The 24,097-nt window shown below is 41.7% G+C and carries 22 protein-coding genes, 2 rRNA genes and 1 pseudogene; 13 read left to right on the top strand and 12 right to left on the bottom strand.

What is annotated here, in order from left to right:
- A pseudogene (locus tag ACNPNW_RS15340) lies at window positions 1-130 on the bottom strand (IS5/IS1182 family transposase); the annotation flags it as partial.
- 222 nt (window positions 131-352) lie between these two features.
- On the opposite strand from ACNPNW_RS15340, the gene ACNPNW_RS15335 reads away from it, so the two are divergent.
- Window positions 353-1,540, top strand: a complete 1,188-nt coding sequence (locus tag ACNPNW_RS15335) for an MFS transporter (RefSeq protein WP_420937616.1) — start codon at window positions 353-355, stop codon at window positions 1,538-1,540.
- 15 nt (window positions 1,541-1,555) lie between these two features.
- Here the strand turns inward: ACNPNW_RS15335 and ACNPNW_RS15330 are convergent, their stop codons facing one another.
- Window positions 1,556-2,200, bottom strand: coding sequence for a hypothetical protein (locus tag ACNPNW_RS15330; RefSeq protein ID WP_420937615.1), 645 nt, complete (start codon window positions 2,198-2,200; stop codon window positions 1,556-1,558).
- A 274-nt stretch (window positions 2,201-2,474) separates the two neighbouring features.
- Between ACNPNW_RS15330 and dusA the strand changes: the two genes are divergently transcribed.
- Window positions 2,475-3,500, top strand: coding sequence for a tRNA dihydrouridine(20/20a) synthase DusA (gene dusA / locus ACNPNW_RS15325; RefSeq protein WP_420937614.1), 1,026 nt, complete (start codon window positions 2,475-2,477; stop codon window positions 3,498-3,500).
- 50 nt (window positions 3,501-3,550) lie between these two features.
- Here dusA and ACNPNW_RS15320 read toward each other — a convergent pair whose 3' ends face one another.
- Both ACNPNW_RS15320 and coaBC read right to left on the bottom strand, forming a co-directional pair.
- Window positions 3,551-4,063: a hypothetical protein gene (locus tag ACNPNW_RS15320; protein WP_005252911.1), complete on the bottom strand. Its 513-nt coding sequence runs from the start codon at window positions 4,061-4,063 to the stop codon at window positions 3,551-3,553.
- A gap of 229 nt (window positions 4,064-4,292) precedes the next feature.
- Window positions 4,293-5,567: a bifunctional phosphopantothenoylcysteine decarboxylase/phosphopantothenate--cysteine ligase CoaBC gene (gene coaBC, locus ACNPNW_RS15315; RefSeq protein WP_420937613.1), complete on the bottom strand. Its 1,275-nt coding sequence runs from the start codon at window positions 5,565-5,567 to the stop codon at window positions 4,293-4,295.
- A 113-nt stretch (window positions 5,568-5,680) separates the two neighbouring features.
- On the opposite strand from coaBC, the gene radC reads away from it, so the two are divergent.
- Complete coding sequence (radC, locus tag ACNPNW_RS15310) at window positions 5,681-6,382, top strand: RadC family protein (protein WP_420937612.1); 702 nt, start codon at window positions 5,681-5,683, stop codon at window positions 6,380-6,382.
- Window positions 6,383-6,447: 65 nt separating this feature from the next.
- Window positions 6,448-7,359, top strand: coding sequence for a bestrophin family protein (locus tag ACNPNW_RS15305; protein WP_114541813.1), 912 nt, complete (start codon window positions 6,448-6,450; stop codon window positions 7,357-7,359).
- Window positions 7,360-7,443: 84 nt separating this feature from the next.
- On the opposite strand, the gene ACNPNW_RS15300 is transcribed toward ACNPNW_RS15305, so the two are convergent.
- Complete coding sequence (locus ACNPNW_RS15300; protein ID WP_005252914.1) at window positions 7,444-8,295, bottom strand: PHP domain-containing protein; 852 nt, start codon at window positions 8,293-8,295, stop codon at window positions 7,444-7,446.
- Between the two features lie 44 nt (window positions 8,296-8,339).
- On the opposite strand from ACNPNW_RS15300, the gene ACNPNW_RS15295 reads away from it, so the two are divergent.
- Genes ACNPNW_RS15295 through mnmC form a run of 4 tightly spaced genes read left to right on the top strand, consistent with a single transcriptional unit; the run spans window position 8,340 to window position 11,735 of the window.
- Window positions 8,340-8,951 carry a septation protein IspZ gene (locus ACNPNW_RS15295; RefSeq protein WP_004281606.1) on the top strand — a complete coding sequence of 204 codons (612 nt, stop codon included), beginning with the start codon at window positions 8,340-8,342 and terminating at the stop codon, window positions 8,949-8,951.
- Window positions 8,952-8,979: 28 nt separating this feature from the next.
- The gene (locus ACNPNW_RS15290; protein ID WP_420937611.1) at window positions 8,980-9,282 is read left to right on the top strand and encodes a YciI family protein; all 303 of its coding nucleotides are present in this window, start codon (window positions 8,980-8,982) and stop codon (window positions 9,280-9,282) included.
- Window positions 9,283-9,287: 5 nt separating this feature from the next.
- Complete coding sequence (locus ACNPNW_RS15285) at window positions 9,288-9,797, top strand: SH3 domain-containing protein (RefSeq protein ID WP_216986309.1); 510 nt, start codon at window positions 9,288-9,290, stop codon at window positions 9,795-9,797.
- 39 nt (window positions 9,798-9,836) lie between these two features.
- A complete protein-coding gene (gene mnmC, locus ACNPNW_RS15280; RefSeq protein WP_448767121.1) occupies window positions 9,837-11,735 on the top strand; it encodes a bifunctional tRNA (5-methylaminomethyl-2-thiouridine)(34)-methyltransferase MnmC2/FAD-dependent 5-carboxymethylaminomethyl-2-thiouridine(34) oxidoreductase MnmC1 in 1,899 nt (632 codons plus the stop codon).
- A gap of 164 nt (window positions 11,736-11,899) precedes the next feature.
- On the opposite strand, the gene ACNPNW_RS15275 is transcribed toward mnmC, so the two are convergent.
- Window positions 11,900-12,214, bottom strand: a complete 315-nt coding sequence (locus ACNPNW_RS15275; RefSeq protein ID WP_005101788.1) for a rhodanese-like domain-containing protein — start codon at window positions 12,212-12,214, stop codon at window positions 11,900-11,902.
- A 91-nt stretch (window positions 12,215-12,305) separates the two neighbouring features.
- Here ACNPNW_RS15275 and ACNPNW_RS15270 point away from each other — a divergent pair, with 91 nt between their 5' ends.
- Together ACNPNW_RS15270 and ACNPNW_RS15265 are read left to right on the top strand one after the other, a co-directional pair.
- On the top strand, window positions 12,306-12,794 hold the full coding sequence (locus tag ACNPNW_RS15270) for a YajQ family cyclic di-GMP-binding protein (RefSeq protein ID WP_004281601.1): 489 nt from the start codon (window positions 12,306-12,308) through the stop codon (window positions 12,792-12,794).
- A 28-nt stretch (window positions 12,795-12,822) separates the two neighbouring features.
- Complete coding sequence (locus ACNPNW_RS15265; RefSeq protein ID WP_005252918.1) at window positions 12,823-13,326, top strand: DUF4442 domain-containing protein; 504 nt, start codon at window positions 12,823-12,825, stop codon at window positions 13,324-13,326.
- A gap of 59 nt (window positions 13,327-13,385) precedes the next feature.
- On the opposite strand, the gene ACNPNW_RS15260 is transcribed toward ACNPNW_RS15265, so the two are convergent.
- Genes ACNPNW_RS15260 through ACNPNW_RS15250 form a run of 3 tightly spaced genes read right to left on the bottom strand, consistent with a single transcriptional unit; the run spans window position 13,386 to window position 15,160 of the window.
- On the bottom strand, window positions 13,386-13,826 hold the full coding sequence (locus ACNPNW_RS15260) for an acyl-CoA thioesterase (RefSeq protein ID WP_153566559.1): 441 nt from the start codon (window positions 13,824-13,826) through the stop codon (window positions 13,386-13,388).
- Between the two features lie 5 nt (window positions 13,827-13,831).
- Window positions 13,832-14,263 (bottom strand): thioredoxin TrxC, encoded by a 432-nt coding sequence (trxC, locus tag ACNPNW_RS15255; protein ID WP_004281598.1) that lies wholly within the window; start codon window positions 14,261-14,263, stop codon window positions 13,832-13,834.
- Complete coding sequence (locus ACNPNW_RS15250; RefSeq protein WP_420937609.1) at window positions 14,264-15,160, bottom strand: alpha/beta hydrolase; 897 nt, start codon at window positions 15,158-15,160, stop codon at window positions 14,264-14,266. It lies immediately after the preceding gene.
- A gap of 125 nt (window positions 15,161-15,285) precedes the next feature.
- On the opposite strand from ACNPNW_RS15250, the gene ACNPNW_RS15245 reads away from it, so the two are divergent.
- Both ACNPNW_RS15245 and ACNPNW_RS15240 read left to right on the top strand, forming a co-directional pair.
- Complete coding sequence (locus ACNPNW_RS15245) at window positions 15,286-15,621, top strand: protein tyrosine phosphatase family protein (protein WP_004281596.1); 336 nt, start codon at window positions 15,286-15,288, stop codon at window positions 15,619-15,621.
- Window positions 15,614-16,036: a protein tyrosine phosphatase family protein gene (locus tag ACNPNW_RS15240; protein ID WP_005252921.1), complete on the top strand. Its 423-nt coding sequence runs from the start codon at window positions 15,614-15,616 to the stop codon at window positions 16,034-16,036. Before ACNPNW_RS15245 ends, ACNPNW_RS15240 begins: the two co-directional genes overlap by 8 nt.
- A 187-nt stretch (window positions 16,037-16,223) precedes the next feature.
- Here the strand turns inward: ACNPNW_RS15240 and ACNPNW_RS15235 are convergent, their stop codons facing one another.
- Window positions 16,224-21,347, bottom strand: a complete 5,124-nt coding sequence (locus ACNPNW_RS15235; protein WP_420937608.1) for a hypothetical protein — start codon at window positions 21,345-21,347, stop codon at window positions 16,224-16,226.
- Between the two features lie 171 nt (window positions 21,348-21,518).
- Between ACNPNW_RS15235 and ACNPNW_RS15230 the strand changes: the two genes are divergently transcribed.
- Window positions 21,519-22,901 carry a dihydrolipoyl dehydrogenase gene (locus ACNPNW_RS15230; protein ID WP_420937607.1) on the top strand — a complete coding sequence of 461 codons (1,383 nt, stop codon included), beginning with the start codon at window positions 21,519-21,521 and terminating at the stop codon, window positions 22,899-22,901.
- Window positions 22,902-23,051: 150 nt separating this feature from the next.
- On the opposite strand, the gene rrf is transcribed toward ACNPNW_RS15230, so the two are convergent.
- Window positions 23,052-23,166 (bottom strand): 5S ribosomal RNA (gene rrf, locus ACNPNW_RS15225).
- Between the two features lie 191 nt (window positions 23,167-23,357).
- Window positions 23,358-24,097: ribosomal RNA gene (locus tag ACNPNW_RS15220) — 23S ribosomal RNA — on the bottom strand; the annotation flags it as partial.

The raw sequence follows: 24,097 nt of genomic DNA, 5'->3' as shown, positions 1-24,097 counted from the left end.
TTCCAGATTTTTTCTTGGCAAGTTCAGCGTGTTGTAACACCGATACCATTTTTAAGAATAATGGACGAGGAACTCCAACGAGTCGTTTAAATTCCCCATCATTAAATCGAGTTAAATTTTCATATTTCATGAGGCTAGTATAAACAATTTTTTACTTTCGCAAGAGATCTACTCATATTTTCTATTTAAAATTGCACTTCTTTCTTTAAGCTACCTGAGTGCTGACAATTTTCAATGCTGGCAATATTTCTCTACTTTTAAAGCGAGAACTTCTGGCCTATAGTGCCCTCAATTTGAACATTATTCTTATTCCTCATTTCAATTCTTCCGGTCTGAATACAAGGTTAGCCCTATGCACACGCCCCTCGATATTAGTCAAAATAAGCCCTTATTATGGCTGATGGCGATTGCATGCGGCTTATGTGCCGGCGCTAACTATTATTGCCAGCCGCTGATTTCATCGATTCAGCAGTATTATCAGGTACCTGAATCACAAGTGGCGCTTACTGTCACTTTTGCTCAAATCTCTTATGCCCTGGGCCTGCTTTTTATTGTGCCTTTAGGGGATATGCTGAATAAAACCAAACTGATCCCTTTCCTCATGCTGGGTGCAGCAGCAGGTTTATTTATTTGTGCCAGTGCAGTGAATCTGCCAATGCTCTGGGTCGGCACTATCATTGCCGGACTGTTTTCCGTAGCTGCACAGATTCTGATTCCCTTGGCCACCATGGCGGTCAAACCGGAAAAAACTGGAGAAGTGGTGGGCTTCCTGATGAGCGGATTACTGGTTGGCATTCTACTTTCGACCAGTATTGCCGGATTACTTTCCGACCTGTTTCACTGGAAAATGATTTATATCCTCAGTGGCATAAGCATGTTGGCCTTAAGTTTTTATTTGAGAGGAAAACTACCGAGCCTGCCACGTCTGAGAATCAGCTATGCAGCAATTTTTAAATCTATGGGGATATTACTCAAGCAGGAACCACGTCTGGTATTGCGTTCACTTACTGGCGCCTGTGCTTTTGCTGCCATGAGTATGTTGTTCTCCACCATCGCTCTGCTGTTGACGCAGGAACCTTTTCAGCTTTCTGATGTCATGGTGGGACTGGTCACGCTGGTCGGTGTATTTGGCGCACTTTCTACGCAGTTCATTGGTAAATGGGCCGATCGTGGCCATATCAAAACGCTGAGCTGGATCGGCTGTTCTATCCTGATGGGAAGCTGGCTGTTTTTATATTTTGGTGCAGTGTCTTTGCTGAGTTATATTTTGGGTTATGGGCTGATAAATCTTGGGCTCGCGATTACGCACAGCTGTAACCAGAACGTAATTTTCCGCCTGCGCCCGGATGCCAAATCACGGGTCAATTCACTGTATATGACCTTGTATTTTATTGGCGGTGCCTGTGGTTCAGCCTTAGGGGTTTATGCCTGGCATCACGGTGGCTGGAGCATGACCTGTATGGCAGGACTTGGGCTAGCTTTGTGCGCTACCTTATTTGCCCTGCTGGATCAATGGTATCAGGCCCGGACAACTGCATAAGTATTTTGACTATATTTAGCTGACTTGCGCCGCCGGATAATAAGGCTTATTCAGATCAAGAGTTTGTGAATTTTCCAATAAAATACAGATAAAAACCGGCAATAAGGCTGCCAGGATCCGGCAGCTCTCCTCTAATGATTTATAATTCAGAGAGCTGTGATACGTGGCGCCACCCTGCATTATCTGATGGTGCAAGGTAGATAAACGCTGAAATATTCCAGCTAAAATTTCGATAGAATTTCGTTCTTTTAAAGCATTCTCTATATTCTGTTTCTGTGCTTCCAGATCAGCTTGACAGCTTTCCAGACTAATTTTTTGATGACGATAATCCCAAAAGCTTTGTTCCACATAGGGATTGGCCAAGAGTGAGCAGATCGGCTGGTTATATTTTTCCCAGAGAATATGATTAATTTTCTGATCCAGATCCTTTTGGCAGAGTGTTTCCAGAAACTGCTGCAGCTTGCTCTGATCTTGAACCTGATCACTATCATCTGCATAAATCGCCTGAAAGCTGATCCACAGGCTGATAAACTTAAAATCCAGATCCTGATCCAGGTCTAGCGATTTTTTAAACCAGCCTAAGCCCCGATGAATTCTTAGATTAAAATGTGCCGAATTTTGTGCTTTATGGCTTTTATAAATTTCCTCCAATAACAACATGATTATTCTCCTTATTTCTAGCATTTTTATCTTCATCTTTCTCCTATCAAAATATACCATTCCAACCTGACTGGGAATTCCAATTTTATTTCTTGTTTCATTCCCTGGATTTATTGGCTTGGTTTAAGTTCGCCGAGTGGTTTTTCTGATTTTATGCTAGTATTACGCCCTCTTTTTGCGACGTCAGCCGATCCAGTTTAAGCCAAAAACCAATAGCTGAGTGATCGCATGAATTGCTTCTTCTTTCTTCCATTTCGTTAAGGCGTGATTTTGAATGACTGATCTGACCACCATTGAAAATAAACTTCAACCACGAATCAGTGTTGCGCCAATGATGGATTGGACCACCAAAGATTATCGTTTCTTTGCACGTCTGTTTAACCCGAATGTGATTATGTACACTGAAATGGTCACCACAGGTGCGATCATTTATGGTGATGCCAAACGTCATTTGGACTTTAATGCGGAAGAGCAGCCAATCGTTTTGCAACTCGGCGGCTCGAATCCAAAAGATCTGGCAATCTGTACCAAGATGGCGCAGGACTGGGGCTATAACGAAGTCAATTTAAATGTAGGTTGCCCAAGTGACCGGGTACAAAATAATAAAATTGGTGCCTGTCTGATGGCGGAGCCTGATCTAGTCGCAGAATGTATTGCTGAAATGCGTCATGCGGTGGATATTCCAGTGACCGTAAAACACCGGATCGGAATTGATGATATGCAATCTTATGAAGAGATGCTGCATTTTGTCGATACCGTGGCCAAAACCGGCTGCAATAATTTTATCGTGCATGCGCGGATTGCCTTATTAAAAGGTCTATCACCTAAAGAAAACCGCGACGTGCCACCCCTACGTTATGAAGATGTCTACCGTTTAAAACAGGATCGTCCTGATCTGCTCATCGAGATCAACGGCGGAATTAAAACCTATGCCGAAACGCTGGAACATCTCAAACATGTGGATGGCGTGATGATTGGCCGCGAAGCCTATCATAATCCTTACTTACTGGCTGAACTGGGCCAACTGTGGAAGCTGGATGCACCAGACCGTTTTGACATTATGCAACAGATGCTGCCTTATATTGCCCAGCGCATGGCCGAAGGTGCACCTTTATCCATTATTACCCGTCATATTTTGGGACTGTTCCAGAACTTGCCGGGTGCACGTAAATGGCGTCAGGCTTTAAGTGGTGGTAATGCTAAAACCTTGAAAGATGTAGAAACTGCACTCTTTAATATTCAGGAAGCCATGCAGCGTACCGAAGATTATGTACGTGAACATCAGCAAGTTAAATCCTAAATACAAAAAGCACCGATGATCGGTGCTTTTTTATAGCGATTGCACATGAGTTATTGCGTATACGCCGTGATATTGCCGACCGGAATCGGCTCTTCCTGATAAGAAACATCTTGTAATGCGGGTTCAGCCACTGGTGTGATCAGAGAGCCGGAGATATTCTGATTTGGTTCATCTACAGGCTCTAGATCATCCAAGGCTGAGGCCAGTTGCTGTAATTCCCGATCCAGTTGCTGACGATATTTTTCAATTTCAATTTCATCAATAAAAGCAAAGGCATCATCTTCAATCGACCAACTATACCCGCCATCTACCTTAAAGACTTTTACATGAATGGGATATTCCTCACCCTGATAATTCAGATGAGAAATGGCCTGAAACTCATTCCCCTGACGCTGGACAATTTTGACTTTTTTTACGGTAAAACGATAATGTTGATAATCTCGATTGGAATTAAATTCACGTTGCATCTGCGTTTGAATATTTCTGGCCAGTTCATCCATCGAGACAAAATAACTGCATCCAGCCAGACAGGCGACCATCCATAACATCATGATTTTTTTCATAGCGCCCCCTCTTTTTTCTTTCCACTTCCTGCTTATAGTCGATATATGCAGTATTTTTATCTTTGCTTATTCTGTGACCCATTTTATGCTTTTTTGCAAAAACAATAAACAAACAGCGCTTCGATTAAGACTAAATATTTATGGTTTCTATAGTTTTTTTGAATTAATGATAAAAAATCAGCCATAAAAAAACCCTGATGGATTCAGGGTTTTTTCAATACAGATCGTTTTAAAAATTATCATCACTGGATGGGTCACGATACAAGGCATCATGAATGGCTTCGATCAACTGCTGGGCAATCTCCTGCTTGGAGGCTTTTTCCAGATCACGTTTATCCAGCTGATAATGCTCGGCAAAGAATACTGTCATGGCATTTTCATCCGAAGCAAAACCAATATCCGCACGTGAAACATCATTGCAGGCAATCATATCCAGCTTTTTCGCAACCAGCTTTCCGGCAGCATATTCTTCAATATTGCGAGTTTCTGCAGCAAAGCCGACCATAAATGGACGTTTTTCCTGTTGGGCAATGGTGGCGACAATATCTGGATTTTTCACCAAGGCTACATTCAGTTCATCACCAGCTTTCTTGATTTTATGCTCGGCTACTTCTGCCACACGATAATCGGCTACTGCAGCTGTCGCAATAAAGATATCACAACCATTTTCCAGCATTTGCATGCTTTCATTCAGCATTTGCACGGCAGAAGAAACATTCTTACGTTTCACGCCATTTGGAGTGTCCAGACTGACCGGCCCTGCAATCAGGGTCACATTGGCTCCGGCCGCATAACAGGCTGCAGCCAGTGCAAAGCCCATTTTACCGGTACTGTGATTGGAAATATAGCGCACTGGATCAATCGCTTCGCGGGTCGGGCCTGCGGTAATCGTGACTTGTTTACCAGCAAGCAGGCCAAATTTTTCCGCAATCGCACGTTGAGCTTTATGAAAATATTCAGTCACCTGATGCGCTAAATCTTCCGGCTCAGGCATCCGGCCCAAACCTATATCACCACAAGCCTGTGATCCCGCGTCCGGCATGATCACATGCACACCATCTTCGATCAGTGTCGCAAGATTGCGCTGGGTTGCTTTGGCTGCCCACATTTGCTGGTTCATGGCAGGCGCCACCCAGATTGGTGCTTTCGTCGCCAAATATAAAGTACTGAGCAGATCATCAGCCAGGCCTGCGGCAATTTTTGCCAAGGTGTCACAGCTGGCCGGTGCTACCAGTAACAGATCAGCCCAACGTGCCAGCTCGATATGGCCCATGCCGGCTTCTGCTTCAGTATCCAGCAATTCAGTATGTACGGGATTGCCCGATAAGGCTTGAAAGGTTAAAGGTGTAATAAAAGCCTGTGCACCGTGAGTCATGACGACCCGCACATCAAATCCGGCATCTTTCAGACGGCGGACCAGAATTGCACTTTTATAGGCAGCAATGCCGCCAGTGACGGCCAAAATGATATTTTTATGAGGAATTACACTTAGATCAAAGCTCACGAACAGATTACCTTGCTGTTGCAGTGGGGCTCACAATAGCATTAAATAATCGCATCCCCAAGAGATCAGCTTGCGGGAAAACTGATAATTCATAATAAATAAGTCTAATAACTATGCAATTTTCTATTAAAAACTGGCCGAAACAAGAACGGCCGCGAGAACGCTTAATTCAATATGGCGCAGAAAGTCTGTCCGATGCCGAGCTACTAGCCATCTTTCTGCGTTCGGGTTCCCAGCAACATTCGGCAGTTGATCTGGCGCGATTGCTGATTCAACATTTTGGTCATTTGACTGCGTTGCTCGATGCACCTTTACAGGAAGTCAGCCAGTTTCATGGCATGGGCATCAGTAAATATACCCAACTGATGGCCGTCAAGGAACTGGGACGGCGTTACATAGCCGAGCACCTGAAACAGGATGCACTGGAACTTACCAATTCCAAGCGGTTGAGAGATTACTTACGTTTTGAACTGCTCGGTGAAACTCAGGAAGTGTTTGCCGTGCTGTGTCTGGATGCCAGTTTAAGAAAAATTGCCTTTAAAAAACTGTTTTATGGCTCCATCAATGCATGTGATATTTCTATTAATCAATTGCTACGTTATGCCATTAGCCAGCAGGCAACCTCAATTGTCATTGCACATAATCATCCGCTGGGTCGGCCCTCTCCATCCAAGGCTGACCTGGCATTGACCCGCCAGATTCAACAGGCTTGCCAGCTGGTAGATATCCATTTAATCGACCATTGCATCATTGCTTTGGAGGGCAGCTTTTCCTTTGCTGAGCAGCAACTCATCAAACCGGAAATGCAGTATTGAATAGCACTTGACAAAGCAGGCACAACTCCACAAGATCATGAAAAAAATTGTGATGATTCCAATAAATGATCGTACGTGACCAGCCGACTGTTTTTAAACTGCTGTTTTCTTGGCGGGGGACGATTTTACCTAAAGTTTTGCCACCTTTAGGCGTAGTGATGCTGATGTCAGCCATCATCGGTGGCTTGTCACATATTGGTTATTTTCATTTTCCAGAATTACCCCTGGTCGGCTTTACCCTGATTGGAGTGGTACTGTCGATCTTTCTCGGATTTAAGAACTCGGCCTGTTATGACCGCTGGTGGGAAGCGCGCAAACTTTGGGGCATTTTGATTGCCAATTCACGTCATTTTGACCGTGATTGCCGGATGCTGTCTCAAGGTCGCCGTGAACGTGTAATTCAGCATGTGATTGTCTTTGCCAATGTCCTCCGTGACCGGCTACGCCATCAGACAGCCAATCCGACGGAACTTGTGGAAACCAGCGGCATGAGCCAGCAGGCTGTGACCCAGCTCTATCAGCAGGCCAATGCGCCGCAATATACCTTAAGCCTGATTCAATGGGAGTTAATGCAGGCGCTCAAAGAAGGTGAAATCTCCGACATCATCTATATGCAGATGAATAATCATGTAGCAGAACTAAGTATTGTCCAGACTGGTTGTGACCGGATTGCAACAACGCCTTTGCCTTTTGCCTATTCGGTCTTGCTCAATCGTACCGTCTATTTTTTCTGTTTTATTTTACCTTTTAGTTTAGGTTCAACGCTTGGTCTGTTTACGCCTTTACTGGTTGGAATTTTGGCTTATACCTTTTTAGGATTAGATGCTCTAAGTTCGGAAATTGAAGAGCCTTTTGGTACTCAGAGTAATGACTTGCCGCTGGACTCGATGGTACGTACGATTGAAATTGAACTGTTAGGGACTTTAGGTAAACCGACGCCACCACCGATTCAGGCTCAAGATCATAATTTGCTTTAATTTATAATTCTCTCCTCGCCCTTTGTTATTAGTAGCGAAGGGAAAATCTTCTCTCAAATGAAAAAGATCGAGGTAAAGGAATGACTAAACAAAACTCTCCCAAATCCCGACCTGCCCCGGTTTAAGACTCGGGACATTGCCCAGTTTAATCCAGGGCATGTGATCGCCATGAAAATCACTGCCAATCGAAACTTTAAGATCATATTCAGTAATCATTCGATCCACCATCTGCCGGGTGGAACTTGGTTCAATCGCCGGTGGCAGCTCGACGGCATCTCCACCGAACTTGGCAAAGATCTCGATCAGGTAGCGAATATTGGTCGCAGATAAATCATATTTGGTCGGATGTGCCAGCACGGCGAAGCCGCCACTTTCATGAATTACCTGAATGGTATCTTCCAGACTCAAGCCATCAAATTTGACATAGGCTTTCTTACCTTCCTTGATGTATTTATCAAAAGCCTGTTGCGGACGCGTCACAATCCCCTTTTCTACCAGCGTTTTGGCAATATGGGTCCGTGTCACCCGATCAGGGATATGGTCGACTTTGACCAGTACATCAGCATAAATATCTTCACCAATTAAAGGAACCAGCAGATCACAAATCTGTTTAGAACGTTCAGCCCGGATTTTCTTTTGCTGATTGAGGGCTTTTTGTAAAGGCTCAGGATTTTGCATATTTAGCGCGACGATATGCACGCCATAGTTTTTCTTGGTGGCAGGACGTGACCATTGGCTGGATATTTCCACCCCGGAAATGATCTTAATCTCATGATTTTTGGCAGCTTCTTCCGCCAATACCAAACCGTCCATGGTGTCATGATCCGTCAGGGCCAAAGTATGGACAAGTTTTTCCACAGCCGCTTCGACCAATTGCTGAGGACTGAAAGTTCCATCAGAAATATTACTATGTGTATGTAAATCTACGCCGTGCATCTCTATACTATGACATTTATTTGATCAGATTTAGATACTCTAACATGAAAGCACTTTTAGACTTTGTGCCACTCATTATTTTCTTTTATTTATATAAAACTGTAGATCCAAAAGACACTGACCATCAATTGCTGCAATTGATCGGTTCTGCGGGGGGTGTCGACAATAATAATATTCTTGTTGCAACCACAGGTCTGATTATTTCCATGTTGGTCGTCTATGGTGCGTTATTTGTCATACAAAAATTCCGTCTGGACAAGCAGCAATGGATTGTCTTGTTTATGACGGTGATTTTTGGTGGCATCACTCTGATCCTCAGCGATGATTTCTATATTCGTCTGAAAGCCGTGTTATTGAATCTGGTCTTTGCAGGTGTCTTTTTCTTATCCCCTTGGTTTAGCAAGGATAAAAAGCCTCTGATCCAGCGGTTATTTGGTCCAGTATTCAATCTAAGCGAAAAAGGCTGGTTCAAGCTGAACTATGCTTGGGTTGCCATGTTCGTACTGATGTCATTTCTGCATACCTTTTTCGCCTATTTGTGGATGGATGGAAAATATTGGGGCGAATTTACCGCATTCGGTGACATGATCGTGATGTTTTCCTTTATCATTATCCAGTTTATTGTATTGCGTAAATACTTTAAGACTGCTGAATAAATCCAACTACAAACGATTGAGAATCATCATGCCATTATTTGTCGTTAGCTGTACCGATCAGGAAGGTACAGTGGAGAAACGTCTTGCGATTCGTCCACAACATCTTGCCCGCTTGCAAAAGCTGAATGCTGAAGGCCGCCTGATTGTTGCAGGTGCCATGCCTAAGGATCCAGCCAATCCACAGGCCGGTTTTTATGGCAGTACCATTATTGTCGACTTTGACAGTCGTGAAGCGCTGGATACATGGCTACAGGATGAACCTTTCTTAAAAGAAGGTGTGTACGAACACATCGATGTTAAACCATTCAATAAAGCATTCCCTCAAGGATAAGGTTCATGCGTGTTGTTACTGCCAGTATCATTGGCCTATGTTTTATGATTTCTCCAGTATGGGCAGTCGAAGTTGCGCCTGCTCCTGTGACTCAGGAAAATCAGACAGCACAACCTCAAGGGACAGCGGTGACTGCCCAAACCCAGTCTACGCCGAAACCTGCCATTATTCCTGCCGTAGCATCTTCTGCCCAGCCGGTGCCACCTGCCGAGAATAAGCCATTAACTGCAGAAGAAATCGCCAAGCTCAAAGCCCAGCAAGATACCAAGGTGAAAGCTTTGGTCAAAGATCAGGCCACCCGTTTGCAGCAACTGGAAAAAGCCAATCTGGAAGCACTATCGCAAAATCAAGAATTACAGCTCAAGAATGATAATCTTGGGGTGCAGGTACAGGTGCTGCAAAGTGAACGCAGTGCGCAGATGTTCCTCTACGGTGCAGCAACATTGGCTGTCGGTGTATTGCTTGGCTTCCTGATCGCGAGCTATGTTTATACCAAACGCCGTCGTCAATGGTAAGCTATAGTCCTTCCCGATATTTTTAAGGTTGTACCCGTTTTGTCGCACGCAATTCAAACTGCCGATCTGGATTGGCAATTGGTGGATGGCATTGATGTGCCTGTGTCCAAGCAATTTGGTGATGTGTATTTTTCCAAAGACAATGGCTTGCTGGAAACCCGGCATGTCTTTTTAAATGGCAATGATCTCAGTACGCGTCTGGCAGATTTAAAACCTTTTGAATATTTCTGTGTGGGTGAAACGGGTTTTGGTACTGGTTTAAATATTCTGGCCCTGTGGCAGCTCTGGCAACAGGTACGTCCGGATAATCACAGTCATCTGCATGCCATTTCAGTTGAAAAATTTCCTCTTTCCAAAGCTGATCTGATTCGAGCCTTAAATGCCTGGCCAGAACTCAAGCCTTTAGCCGATCAACTCATCTCTCAATATCCGATGCCAATTTCCGGCTGTCATCGTCTCAGTTTTCCTGAAAAACGATTCAGTCTGGATCTATGGCTGGGTGATGCACATGATGTTTTCCCGATGATTGAAAAAACTGCACCGGTAAACGCCTGGTTTCTGGATGGCTTTGCGCCTTCCTGTAATCCGGACATGTGGGAAGAAAATGTTTTAAATAATATTGTACGTTTATCCGAGATTGGGACAACTTTCGCCTCTTTCAGTGTCGCTGGCGTGTTAAAACGCGGCTTAAAAAATCATGGGATTTCAATTTCCCGTCCACGTGGTTTTAAGCATAAGCGTGAAATGCTGAAAGCGATCTGGAATCCGGCTGAAGAGACTGAGAGTTCATTAATACAAGAAATTACTAAAAAAAAAACTGAGCGAGTGACAGAGACCAATACCAGACCTCGCCAGATTGCCGTAATTGGTGCTGGAATCGCGGGTTTAAGTGCGGCCTGGGCATTCGCTCAACGTGGTCATCAGGTTACGATTTACGACCAGTCAGCGCCACTCTCCGGAGGTTCTGGCAATCCACTGGCCTTACTCAATCCTAAACTTTGTCCGGTTGAGCAAAGTGCAGAGCATTTAATGACCTTGGCCTGGCAACAGGCTCTGACGCACTATGCAAAATTCAAGGCTTTCCGCCCAATTCAGGTCAATCAACTCGCCTTAAAAAATCCTGAACAGCTTTTAGGATTGGCAGACGAATATCCTAAAAAAATTCTTGCTGCACAAGATACAGAAGATCAAGAGATTCAAACTGCATTTCGAAGTTTAAAACTGTTAGCAGCTGGTGCGGTTTCACCTCATCAATTGCGTGATGAAATTTTGCAGCATCCGAATATTCAGTATCAACAGGCCAAAATTAGCCATATTGAAGCTGTTACAAAACCTCAGCTATTTGCTAATGAACAGAATCTAGGTGAATTTGATCATGTCATTGTCTGTACTGCGCTAGAAACAGTACAATTTTTTGCAGATTATCCGGTTTTGAAACCGATTCGCGGACAGGTCAGCTGGGTGAATAATCAAGCCCAGCCTTTAAGTGAAAATATTGCCTATAGCTATGGCGGTTATTGTATGCAACTGGATGCAGAACATCTGATCTTGGGCGCTTCTTTCTATCCAGGTCGGGATGATGCAGAGGTACTGGCAGAAGACCATGTACACAACTACGAACTGATCCACAGTGTCTTTCCTGAATATGCACAATCATTAGCTTCTACCGAGACCTGGCAAGGTCGTGCCTCGGTACGCGCGCAAAGTCAGGATTATTTCCCCTTGCTCGGCAAGATGAAAGCGGATGAGGAAATTTACAGCTTTGCCGGTCTAGGCTCCAAAGGTTTTCTGTTTGCGCCGCTCTGTAGTGAAATTCTGGCAGCCCAGATTCTGGGAGAAGCCTGTCCGATACCATCGAGTCTCGTCAAAAAACTCAGTGTGACGCGTTTTCAGAAGAAAGTGAAAATGAAGAAACCGTATTTTAAGCTACAAATTTAATTACTATTTTGAATGAATCCCCCTTTAAAAAAGGGGGGACTTTTCTCTACTTTTATGAATAAATAGAATAGATGTAGCTTCTCCCTTTAGAAAAGGGAGGTTGGGAGGCATTAAATCTCACCCATTAAAAAAGCGCCTTGCGGCGCTTTTTTTTGACAGAATGCTTATACACCCTGTTCAAGCGGTAAGCCTGCATCACGGGCAGCACGAGTACCACCCATCAGAATGACATATTCACGTGAGCTGTCAAAACCCTCTAGTTTTTCCGCAGCACGTGGAGCTTTACTGCCCCCACCACACAAGATGTAAATGGGTTGATCCGCTGACACCTGAGTTAGGCTTTCTGCTGAAAGATCGTTAATGGGCTGATTCACCGCCCCTTTCACGTGTGCTTCAGCAAAAGCACTTGAATCGCGTACATCCCAGATAATTGCATTTTCTGGGAACTCAAATGTTGTAATTTCTTGTTTACGGATCATTGCGCACTCCTTTGATGTAAACAACACTTGGCAAATGAAGAAAACATCCCTAGCATCTCAGATATTCTTTCCCTTTGTAAAGGTCTAAACTATGCCTTCTTTCGATATTGTTTCTGAATTAGAAATTTTTGAAGTAAATCATGCAGTTCAAAACACCCAAAAAGAAATTGCGACCCGCTTCGATTTCCGTGGTCAGGACGTTTCTATTGAACTGAATGAAAAAAACAAGGAAATCAAAATCTCGACTGAAAGTGATTTCCAGTGTGAACAAGTCTATAGCATGCTGGAAAGTCATTTCTTTAAACGCAAAGTCGATATTCAGGCGCTTGACCCACAAAAAATGACGGCTTCTGGCAAAAATGTGATTCAGGTGATCAAGCTTAAAGATGGTCTTGACTCAGATACCGCAAAAAAAATTAATAAAGCCATTAAAGAAAGTGGGATTAAGGCGCAATCTTCTATTCAGGGCGACAAGATTCGTGTGACTGATAAAAAACGCGATACCTTGCAGCAAGTAATGGCATTCTTGAAAGAACAGCAATTTGGTTTGCCTTTACAGTTCAATAACTTTAAAGATTAAGACTATCCTGTGTCTTGAAGAAGGAATTATGGCAAAGAACAACCGATTAGCCAGATTAGTCAAAGCCACTGCACGATTACCGCAAGGCATTCGTACTGCTTTGTTAAGTAAAACTTTTGGCCGGGTGGTCCCGATGGTCGGCTCTGCCAAGATTCGTTATGAGGAAATGAGTGCGTCCAAAGTGGTAGTAAGTATGGCCAATCATAAAGCCATGCAGAACCATATCGGACAAATCCATGCATGTGCAATGGCCCTGCTGGCAGAAACAGCAACAGGATTTGTAACCGCAATGAATGTACCGGATAGCGCAGTGGTTTTGATTAAGAGTCTAAAAGTAGACTTTAAACGTCCGACCAAAGGTGCCCTGACGGCAGTTGCTACCTTGACTACTGAACAGCAACGGCTTATGCAAAGTTCAGACAAAGGTGAAACACTGGTTCATGTTATGGTAAGTGATGAATCAGGTGAAGCACCGATTCAATGCGAGATGCTCTGGGCCTGGATTGCCAAAAAGCAATTGAAGCAGACCTGATATCAATACAGACAAAAAAAACCCCAGATCATTAATCTGGGATTTTTTATTTCAAGTCATCATTGTGCTGTTTGGGATTCTAAAAGCTTCTGTTTTGCTTCTTCTGGAATCAGACGTTTGTTACCTTTGACATCTACCGCAACGAAAGTAAACACCCCTTCAGTTACCCGAATTGGTGGGCGTGAATCATCATGACTGTCCCAAACCTCGATTTCCATCTGGATAGATGTCTTGCCAACTTTTAAAATTTTGGTATAACAACTAATCACGTCCCCGACTTTCACCGGGACCAGAAACGTCATCTGGTTAATTGAAATCGTGGCACAACGTCCCTTTGAAAATCGCTCTGCGTGAATCGCGCCTGCCAAGTCCATTTGTGAAACGATCCAGCCACCAAAGACATCACCACTCCAGTTGGTATCTGCAGGCATTGCGATCGTCTGTAGGGAAAGAATCCCCTCTGGTCTTACTTGAGAATCTGACACTTTCACTCCAGGCATTTGAATTAGGGTTGGGTATTTAACTGCTGATCAAGCCATTTTTGCAGCTCGCTTGACCGTAATGCACCGCTTATTCTAGCAATTTCGTTGCTTTTATTCATCAACACCAGCGTCGGAATACTGCGAACATTAAATGCCGAACTTAAGCGAGGATTCGCTTCTGTATCAATTTTTGCAAAAACCACATTTGGATATTGCTTCGCGACCGTCGCAAAATGCGGTGCCATCATTTTACAGGGACCACACCATTCTGCCCAGAGATCAATCAGGATTGGCAAGTCACTATGCGTGACAAACTGGCTGAAATTCTGCTCATTCAGCTCAATTGGTACCAGTGGAATCAGGGCTTGATGACATTGACCACAAGCAGGGTTGGCAGTGAGTTTATCTTCAGGGACACGGTTTTTGGCCAGACATTCCGGACATACAATAATCATCTAGCGCACTCCAATATGTTGATGTAAGAATTCTAATTGGGTCGAAACTGCTTTTTCAAACCATTCCCCATGATAAATATCAAAATGCCGGATATTCCACTCATGATATTGCACAAATGGTGCAATATTGGTCGCAGCTTCACGACTGGATTCAATGGGAATCAGACTATCCAGTTTTGCCGCAATAAACAGGACTGGAATGTTAATCTTTCTTACTTCCTGAATTGGCCGATAACGCATCAGCTGAAAGAATGCCCGTGCAGGAATGTGACCACTCCAGTAATAATCCGGATTGACAATCGACAGATAGCCTTCATAACTGTCCTGCGTCGGCATAAAACAGAGTTCATGCGGGTCAACCACAGGTAAGGTCTTCGGTGCCATACCGACCTTGGCCCCCATATAATCCTGACTGGAAACTTTAAGCGCCTTGGGGAGTTGCTGTAAAGGATATAGTTGGGCACTTTCAGCCCCATCGACAAAAGGTACCTGTACCATCGCCGCCTGAATATTTTTCAGCTCCGCTGCAAGCGTCAATATATGCCCACCACTTAAGGCCGTACCCCAGAGCACAATCCGTTTACTGTCAATCGATTTGCGTTCCTGAATATGTCTGATCATGGTTCGCCAGTCATCGAGCTGGGCATTAATCGACACCAGTTCACGCGGGCGTCCGGTGCTACCACCCCAATAGCGATAATCAAATAAAACCACCGCATAGCCGGCACTGGCAAAACGCTGGGCATATTGCACCAGTTTAAATTGACGTAAGGCAGCCAGACCATGAGCCATCAAGATCACGGCCGGTTTTTCTATATTTTTAGGCCGATAAAAATCTGCAGCAATCACGTCCTGACCGCTTTTAACATACAGTGGTTCAACTGTATAAGCCTGCATACGCGCTCCATTGCGTTATCTTATGGTTATCATCATTTATAAAAATTTCAGAACAGGTTCAGCATGTTTTCAGCTTAATGCTATCATAAAGCATATCGATATAAATGAAATGATGGAGTGGCGTCATGAGCGAAAATGTAGGTTTTGCTGGTCAAATTGGTCCGGAACACGTAACTCAAGTGGTTGAGAAAGGTTTTAAATCGATTATCAACAACCGTCCGGACATGGAAGGGGGTTCCGAGCAGCCGACCAGTGCACAAATCGAGGAAGCTGCACGCAATGCCGGTCTGGATTATGTATTCCAGCCAGTAGTAGCCGGTCAGATTACTGAGCTTGATGTACGCACTTTTGCCAATCACTATAATGAGTTACCAAAACCGATCTTGATGTTCTGTCGTACTGGAAACCGCTCGAATAACTTATATCAACTGGCAAAACAGATGGATCTGCTGGATGACTAATTTGTTCTGGAAAGGTGTGGTACTGGCCAGCTGTTTAAGCTGTGCCTCACTGGTTGTTGCTGCAAATAATCTAAGCCATGCACTGACCTCTACAGTCAGTGTTTCAGGGCAAATGACCACCAACAAGTTCCAGCAATTGATTCAACAAGGTTTCAAATCTGTGATTGTAAATCGTCCTGATCAGGAAACTGGTAATAGTGTCACGGTGAGTCAATTACGCTCCATTGCAGAGAAATCTCAAGTGAGTGTGATTTATCAGCCTGTAATGAGTGGCCAACTTTCTCAGGCGAATATTGAAGAATTTGCTCGATATTATAATGAGTTGCCTAAACCGATTTTGATGGTTTGCCGAAGTGGTACACGTTCAGCAGCTTTGTTTAATCAGGCTAAATCTCAAGGATTGATTCATGAATAAGTTATTGATTATTGCATGTTGTAGTTTGGCTTTTACAGGCTGTAACTCGATGAATTTGAAGCCGACTGTGGGTGTGAGCATGGGAACATCAATTTAGTTTTTTAAATTTTAGTTCCCATAAAAAAACAGCGCCGAAGCGCTGTTTTTTTTGAATTATAGGTAAATTTTATCTACAATTCATTAAATTTTAGGGTGTACACTCTGAAGTATTTGTACCAAATGGACTAATTGCATTAATCGAATAAATTCCATTGAAATTCTTATCATTACCTTGCTGGTTACGTAGAAGATGAGGATAACTATTTGACATTCTATACGAATTTGATTCTGCTGTAGCATCAATACGTACATTTAACCATTGAGCATACGTTTTTGGATAAGTTATTACAAAATTAATTTCACCTGAATTATTTGTAACCCCAGTCCATGTCGCATCATTACTTGCCTTAAACTTAACAACATCTAATGCTACATTCGCATTTGTGACTTGGGTAACATCTACAGCAAAGTTACAGTGCAAGCTCTGATTAACTAATTCAGGATTAGCAGCATTATCACCTTGATAATATCTTTGACCAGCAAACACCCATTTCATTTCACTAGTTGGAGGAGTTATGGAATTTGTTGGTGCTAATGCCCATAAATTTTGCCCTCTAATATAACTTTGAGGTTTAATTTCAAAGCTTACATTCTGTTCTTTTACTAAATTTCCAAGTTCATCTTTTACTGTAGCTTTTAACGTTTGCTCATAAGCATTACCATTGGCTACAGGTTCTAAATGATTATCTGTAATATTAATCACTAGATTGTTAACAGATTTTCTGACTACATCCAGTATATGAGTTTGGGTAGCACCTGAAAAACTTGCACTCAGCTCCAAATCTTCATTGATAAAAGCAGTCTCAGTATAATTACGACGTAAGCTTTCATCAATTTTAATGATGAATTTAGCTTCACCATTATTATTTGTCACAATCCCGGAAGCGCCTTGAATATAAGCTCCATTGAAGTTCGAGTTCTTTAAATTCAATGTAATATATTCATTAGAAACTGCTCCACCAAACTGATCACGTAAACTGACGCTAACAGTTGCCGTTCCATCGACAACATTAATAGTTGATTGATCTGGTTTGATGAAAATATTGTGTCTTGGTGTAGTCGATGTCGGATCTGTAACATTTAAATGAAGAACCTGCTTCACATCAATACCATTCGTAGTATTAGTTGCATCTAAGGTAATACCACTTGCTATCAAAGCATCTTTATCAAAACCTTCTTTTGGAATATATAGGGTGAAGAAGCCTCGTCCATCTTCATCAGTTTTGACAGTCCATTTCTCAGCAATATTTTCTGGTAAAGGATGATTATTTTCATCAGAAGTATTTTCTTCAGTAATAAAGCCTACATTTTTACCTGTGGTGGTGTTTGTCTTACGTACAGCCAAGGTGACTTCTTCATTACGTACAGGATTATTAGAAGCATCGAGTAAACGTACAACGACAACTGTTCTGTCATCACCTGGATTCAAAGTGTTTTTAAAACTATTGATTTCAAGATGGTTTGGGTTTTCGACATCTTCAACTGTAAACGTTAAAATAGCAGGAATTTCATTACCCTTTGGATCTCGAATTACACCTGTAACTCGAATAGATTGTAATATATCCGTCGTTATACCTTTTGGTACCTCTAAGGCAAATTCAATTGAACTATCTGCTGGTATAAGCACACCCTCTATATCAACACCATTGGCTTTTAACTTAACACCAGCATCGATCGCTTCTTTATTCAAGCTTAATCGCATCGGTGTACCTGTAACAGTATTAACTCCCATTTCATCTTTAACAGCTGCATACACTTTAATTGTTTGCCCAGCTGTCACTGTTTTTACATCTGAGGTTAAACGTGGGTTTAACGCATTTGCAGGAGCAGTAATATTAATTGCACCTGTTTGCTGTAAACGGTCACCATTATTTAAGTTTGTACCTACTACAGCAAAGATAATGCCATTTTTGATCAAACTAGGGTCATACTCTCCCTCGGCTACGGTCACGGTAAATTCAGCTTTACCCTCACTATTCGTTTGAGTTGGTATATTGCTTAATGACACACGACTAGAAGTGAGACTAGATAAAGCAATTGCAATTGGTGTATTAGGAATTGGTTTTCCATTTTCATCGACTGCTTTAACTTTAACTCGTGTTTCACCACCAAGTACAGAAATTGTATCTAATGGTTTATCATCTATTGTAGTAAACAGAAGATTAGCTAAGTCTGGTAATACTTCAACCGGTTTCGAAAGTTCAACTTTTTGAACTGCTGAATATGATGAACCATCAGGGCGCTTACCGAGAATTGCAATTGTTAAATCATTTGCATCTAAATTTGCAATTTGTTCAGCTGTTTTTGGATCAATACTTATTTGGAATACAGCTTTACCTGCATTATCAGTAATAAGTGAGCTTGGAGTTAATAACTTTATACCATTTGGTAATGCAGCATCATTTAAACCAATTGAAACCTGCTGTCCAGCTAAAATATCCCCATTAATATCTTTAGCATCTACTGTGATACTAATTACTTTTTCCCCACCCTCAAGAGCCAGGGCATATTGAGATAAACTTACATTAAAATAATCCAACACTTTTGGTAAGGTAGCAAATTTAATAGCAATATTATCTACCTTATTAGTAATAGCAGAACGAATAGTAAATTCTACGCCTGCTTTCGCTAAATTAGCTTGTGTAGATGTTCCATCATATTTATAACTATATATAAATGTCGCATAGCCTTCTGCATCTGTAACTTGTTCAGCCTGACTCACAAGGCTTAATTGCAAAGCTTTCATATCTGTACTAGATAAGGATGATTCAATATTTACACGTGCATTAACGAGTGGGTTTCCTTTATCATCTAATGCTTTTGCTCTTATAACAATATTTTGATTTTGAACGTAACTAAATGCATTAGTAATAGGATCAATCATTAATTGAGCGACTTTACTGTTCGCTTCAGGATCAGTTGTAAATGCAGATAATTCAATATGTCTACTAATCTTTTTTGTATCTGATCCGATAGGAGTTACTTCAATATCAAAACCATTCATTAAGGCATCATAATCACTTTGGTTTTGTGCTTTAACTTTTAAGCTAAATACAGCCAAGCCATTACTATCTGTTGTCACCTCGGTTGGTGAGGCATAAGAAACACCTTTAGTTAGTGAAATATTGTCTTTCACATTTAAGTTTACTAATTGATTTGCTAAGGCATCTCCATTTTTATCAACTGCAGCCACTCGTACTGTTACTATTTTTTCTACACCCAAGATAATAGATTTTATCCCGTCAGTATCAACAGTTAAATAGTCCAGTTCTGGCTTAGCTTGTGTAGCAAAGTTAAGTTTAATAGATTGAGTTTTTTTACTGTCTCTAACTGCAGAGAAAACTATATTTATACCTTGTTCAGCAGCAATTCTTTGAGGCTCAGACCCATTATACTTATAATCTAGTTCAAATATTGCATAGCCATCATCACGTGTTGCTGCTTCTGCATTACCATTTAAGCTTAAACCCAAGCTTTGAAATTGTGTATTCTTATTTAATTGTAATTTTTCACCGATTAAAGGACTACCTTTTTCATCAAGAGCTTTAACTTTTACTGTAATAGTTTGATCTTTTTTATAGTCAAAGGTATTTAATATTGGATCGATCTGTAAATAATCAATTGTTTTTTCAGAGACAATTTCATTATCTACAATAATATTAATCTTATTGCTTGCACCATTATCTGCAGTAAAAGTTGCTTCAATACCAGCATCAATTAAAGCATCAATTGCCTTTTGTGTAGGTGTTGGTGTCAGAGAAATTGTCTTAAGCTTAAAAGTTACAAAGCCATTTGGATCTACATCACGAGTTGCAGCACCATCAAAAGTAACACCATTAGATGTTGCCCCTGCATTCAAGCTGAGAGTGATATTACCCTTAGAAGCCCCTAATCCTTTATAATTTATTGCTTTAACTTTAATTTCGACACTATCATTAACTGCATTCACTTTATATGCAGATGCGATTTCTAAACGCTGAATTGCCTCTTGATTATTTACACTACTATCAGCAGTTACGACCTGTACCGTTGCTTTACCATTAATATCCGGATTATTTTCGTATGTGGCAGTAAGCTCAATTCCTCTTTGTGAAAGAGCAATTGGATAATTCGAGTTACTCTTTAAAGTGAACTCAGCATAACCTTCTGAATTTGTTGTAGCCTCATTTTTATCAAGTTGGACCCCATAATATTTCGCGATTGCATCTACAGCTAACTTGACTTGGGTATTTTTTAAAACATTTCCTGCACTATTTTTTGCAAATACGAGAATTTTTGCTGTGCCATCTTTGGCTGCAATAGAATCTTCTGGTGTAATAATTTCGAGTTTATTTACTACACTTGAAATATCTTTAAATGTAAGAGACGTTACTGCATTTTTTTCAGCACGATACTCATCAATTAACTTAAAACTTAGTTTTTGTGAACTTTCAACAAAATTTGCAATATCATCTGATGTCAGATTCGGATTTGCACTAATTTTAAAAGTCGCTTTACCTTGAGTATCTGTTGTTACTGATGAACCTGTTTCAACTATAAATTTACCATTCATTTCAGGAGGTAAAGTTAATTCAACAGTCTGACCAACTTTTGCACCACTTTTGGCATCCGTTACTTGTACTACAACGTCAGTAGAGCCTTTTGGCAAATTTAACACTAAACCTTGTGGTACATTAAGATTATAATCACTGATAATTGTACTTGTTTTTTTGATATTCAATGTATAAGGAATTGAGACTGTAGTTCCTTCAACCTTTGCTGTTAGTTGAACCTTTCCAGTATCAGTTTGTAATGCAGGAATATTTAATGTAAATAATGCAACCCCATTTTCATCTGAAGAAACTTTAGAGTTAGTACTTTCTACCCCCAAATCTTCTCCGCCAATACTTAAACGTACATCTTTACCTGCGATTCCACCTTTATCTATATTTAATACTTTAACTGCTATTTTGACTTGACTATTATCTTGAGCAATCTGTAAAGGTTTGCCTTCAATATCTTGTAATGAAATACTAAGACTATTTGCTACCTTTGAAGTATCTGTTTCTGATTGATTGTTATCACTTGTATTCCCTTCCCCAGTATTGCCACTTGGAGAACCATTATTGTAGTAACCATCACTTCCCCCACCGCCACAAGCGACCAATGAAATTGATGTCGCTAAAACTGTTGTGTTTACCCCTAATTTTTTTAAATTTATAAACAAACTCATGATTTTTCCCACTAGATATAATATTTAAGCTGCCATAAAGTTAGTCTTCTGGCTTTTATACAAAATTTACTCAAATTAGCAAAAATAAGCAATGTAGTTACATAATTTACATCGAAAACATTGTAAATATTAAGGTAAATAGTTAGTTGTTGAGAACTGAGTAAACATTTTATGCATGACCTCATCATCATCGGCGCAGGCACTGCAGGAATCAGTGCTTATAACGAAGCCATCAAACATACTCAGAATATTTTAATTATCAATGATGGCCCCTGGGATACCACCTGTGCACGTGTAGGTTGTATGCCAAGCAAACTGCTGATCTCATCTGCAAATCGCATGCATGATATTCAAACTGCTGAAGAACTTGCTTTAAAGCATAACGCTGTCATTGATACTTCAGATGTTATGCAACGTGTGCATGTCTTTAGAGAACGTTTTATTCGTGCAACCTTGAAAGGTGTCGATCAATGGGACAGCTCACATAAAATTTCCGGAAAAGCCAAATTTGTTGATCCCCAAACGATCGAAGTCAATGGACAATCCTATCAGGCCAAAAGTTTTATTGTCGCAGTAGGCTCACGGCCCAATATTAATGAAACTTTAAAACAAAAATTAAGAGAAAAATACATTACTTCCAATGAAATATTTGAATTTTCCCAATTACCTAAGTCTTTAGCGGTGATCGGGAGTGGCATCATTGCAATTGAATTAGCTCAAGCCATGCAACGACTAGGTGTAAAAACCACGATGTTTGCGCGTAGCCAAAAAGTAGGTGCTTTAACTAGCCCGATCTTACAAAAACTAGCACAAGAGCAATTAAGTAAAGAACTCAATATCAAATTTAAAACCTTACCAGATGAGATTGAGATCCAAACTGATAAAATAAAGATTAATTTTACAGAAAATGATCAGACTAAGAGTATTGAAGTTGAATATGTTTTAGGTGCCACAGGTCGGCAAAGCAATATAAATCATTTAGGTCTAGATCAGCTAAATTCCACATTCAAGGATATCAAGAACCTTCCTATCGATAAAGAAACCAAACAACTTGCAGACCTACCTATATTTATAGTGGGTGATGCCGCACCTGATGCACCCATTCAACATGAAGCCGCGCATGCGGGTAAACAGGCGGTTTATAACTGTTTAAATTATCCGGATGTAAAGCCTATTCCTGCCTTAACCCCATTGGCGATTGTATTTTGTCATCCTGGAATGGCGATTGTCGGAAAAAGTTTTAAACAGCTAGAAGATCAACACGTCGAATTTATTCGGGGATTCGTCTCTTATGAAAACCAAGGACGTGCCCTAGTTTTGGCAGAGAACTTAGGTGGAGTAGAAGTTTATATTGATAAAAACTCAGGTAAATTACTCGGTGCAGAACTCTTCTGTTCACAAGCAGAACATCTGGCCCATTTATTAGCTTGGATGATTGATGCCGATCAGGATATTCACCAGATCCTAAAGAAACCCTTTTATCACCCTACGCTGGAAGAAGGTCTTAGAACCGCCTTTAAACATGCTCGACGTCAGTTTGATGGCTTGTCATAAAAGAGTTGCAACTATTACTCAGTAAAGTTAGCTACCGTTCTATCTTAATATTAAACACTGTATCAGATTAACTTTATAGGCATCTCTGGAGATTATCTCACACATAAAAAAACACCCCCAACCGTTTGGTTGGGGGTGTTTTGAATAATGAGCTGGCGATGACTTACTCTCACATGGGTAACCCCACACTACCATCAGCGCTAAGAGGTTTCACTTCTGAGTTCGGGAAGGGATCAGGTGGTTCACTCTTGCTATGGTCGCCAGCACAACTGTTTATGACTATTTGCTTGGGTCTTATTGGCGTTGTTTTCACTTCGCTAGCCTAGCTTTCATCAAATGAGTTATTAACAGGTATATCTGAGTTGCAGTAGTTTGTTCGTTTAGCGTAACTAAATCAAGTCACTTTGTTTAATATCGAATCAATCGAGCTTCATACAACAACTGTTTGGGTGTTGTATAGTCAAGCCTCACGAGCAATTAGTATTGGTCAGCTTCACATATCACTATGCTTCCACATCCAACCTATCAACGTCGTAGTCTTCAACGGCTCTTTAGGAGACATAAAGTCTCGGGGAAATCTTATCTTGAGGTAGGCTTCCCGCTTAGATGCTTTCAGCGGTTATCCCTTCCGAACATAGCTACCCGGCGATGCCACTGGCGTGACAACCGGTACACCAGAGGTTCGTCCACTCTGGTCCTCTCGTACTAGGAGCAGATCCTCTCAAATTTCCAACGCCCACGGTAGATAGGGACCGAACTGTCTCACGACGTTCTAAACCCAGCTCGCGTACCTCTTTAAATGGCGAACAGCCATACCCTTGGGACCTGCTTCAGCCCCAGGATGAGATGAGCCGACATCGAGGTGCCAAACACCGCCGTCGATATGAACTCTTGGGCGGTATCAGCCTGTTATCCCCAGAGTACCTTTTATCCGTTGAGCGATGGCCCTTCCATACAGAACCACCGGATCACTAAGACCTACTTTCGTACCTGCTCGACTTGTGGGTCTCGCAGTTAAGCGCGCTTTTGCCTTTATACTCTACGCGTGATTTCCGACCACGCTGAGCGCACCTTCGTACTCCTCCGTTACTCTTTAGGAGGAGACCGCCCCAGTCAAACTACCCACCAGACATGGTCCTCGTCCCGGATAACGGGACAGAGTTAGAACCTCAATATTACCAGGGTGGTATTTCAAG

This window comes from Acinetobacter endophylla (genome assembly GCF_053543775.1).
Note: the sequence above shows the minus strand (reverse complement) of the source record. Positions and strands in the feature narration are given on the sequence as shown.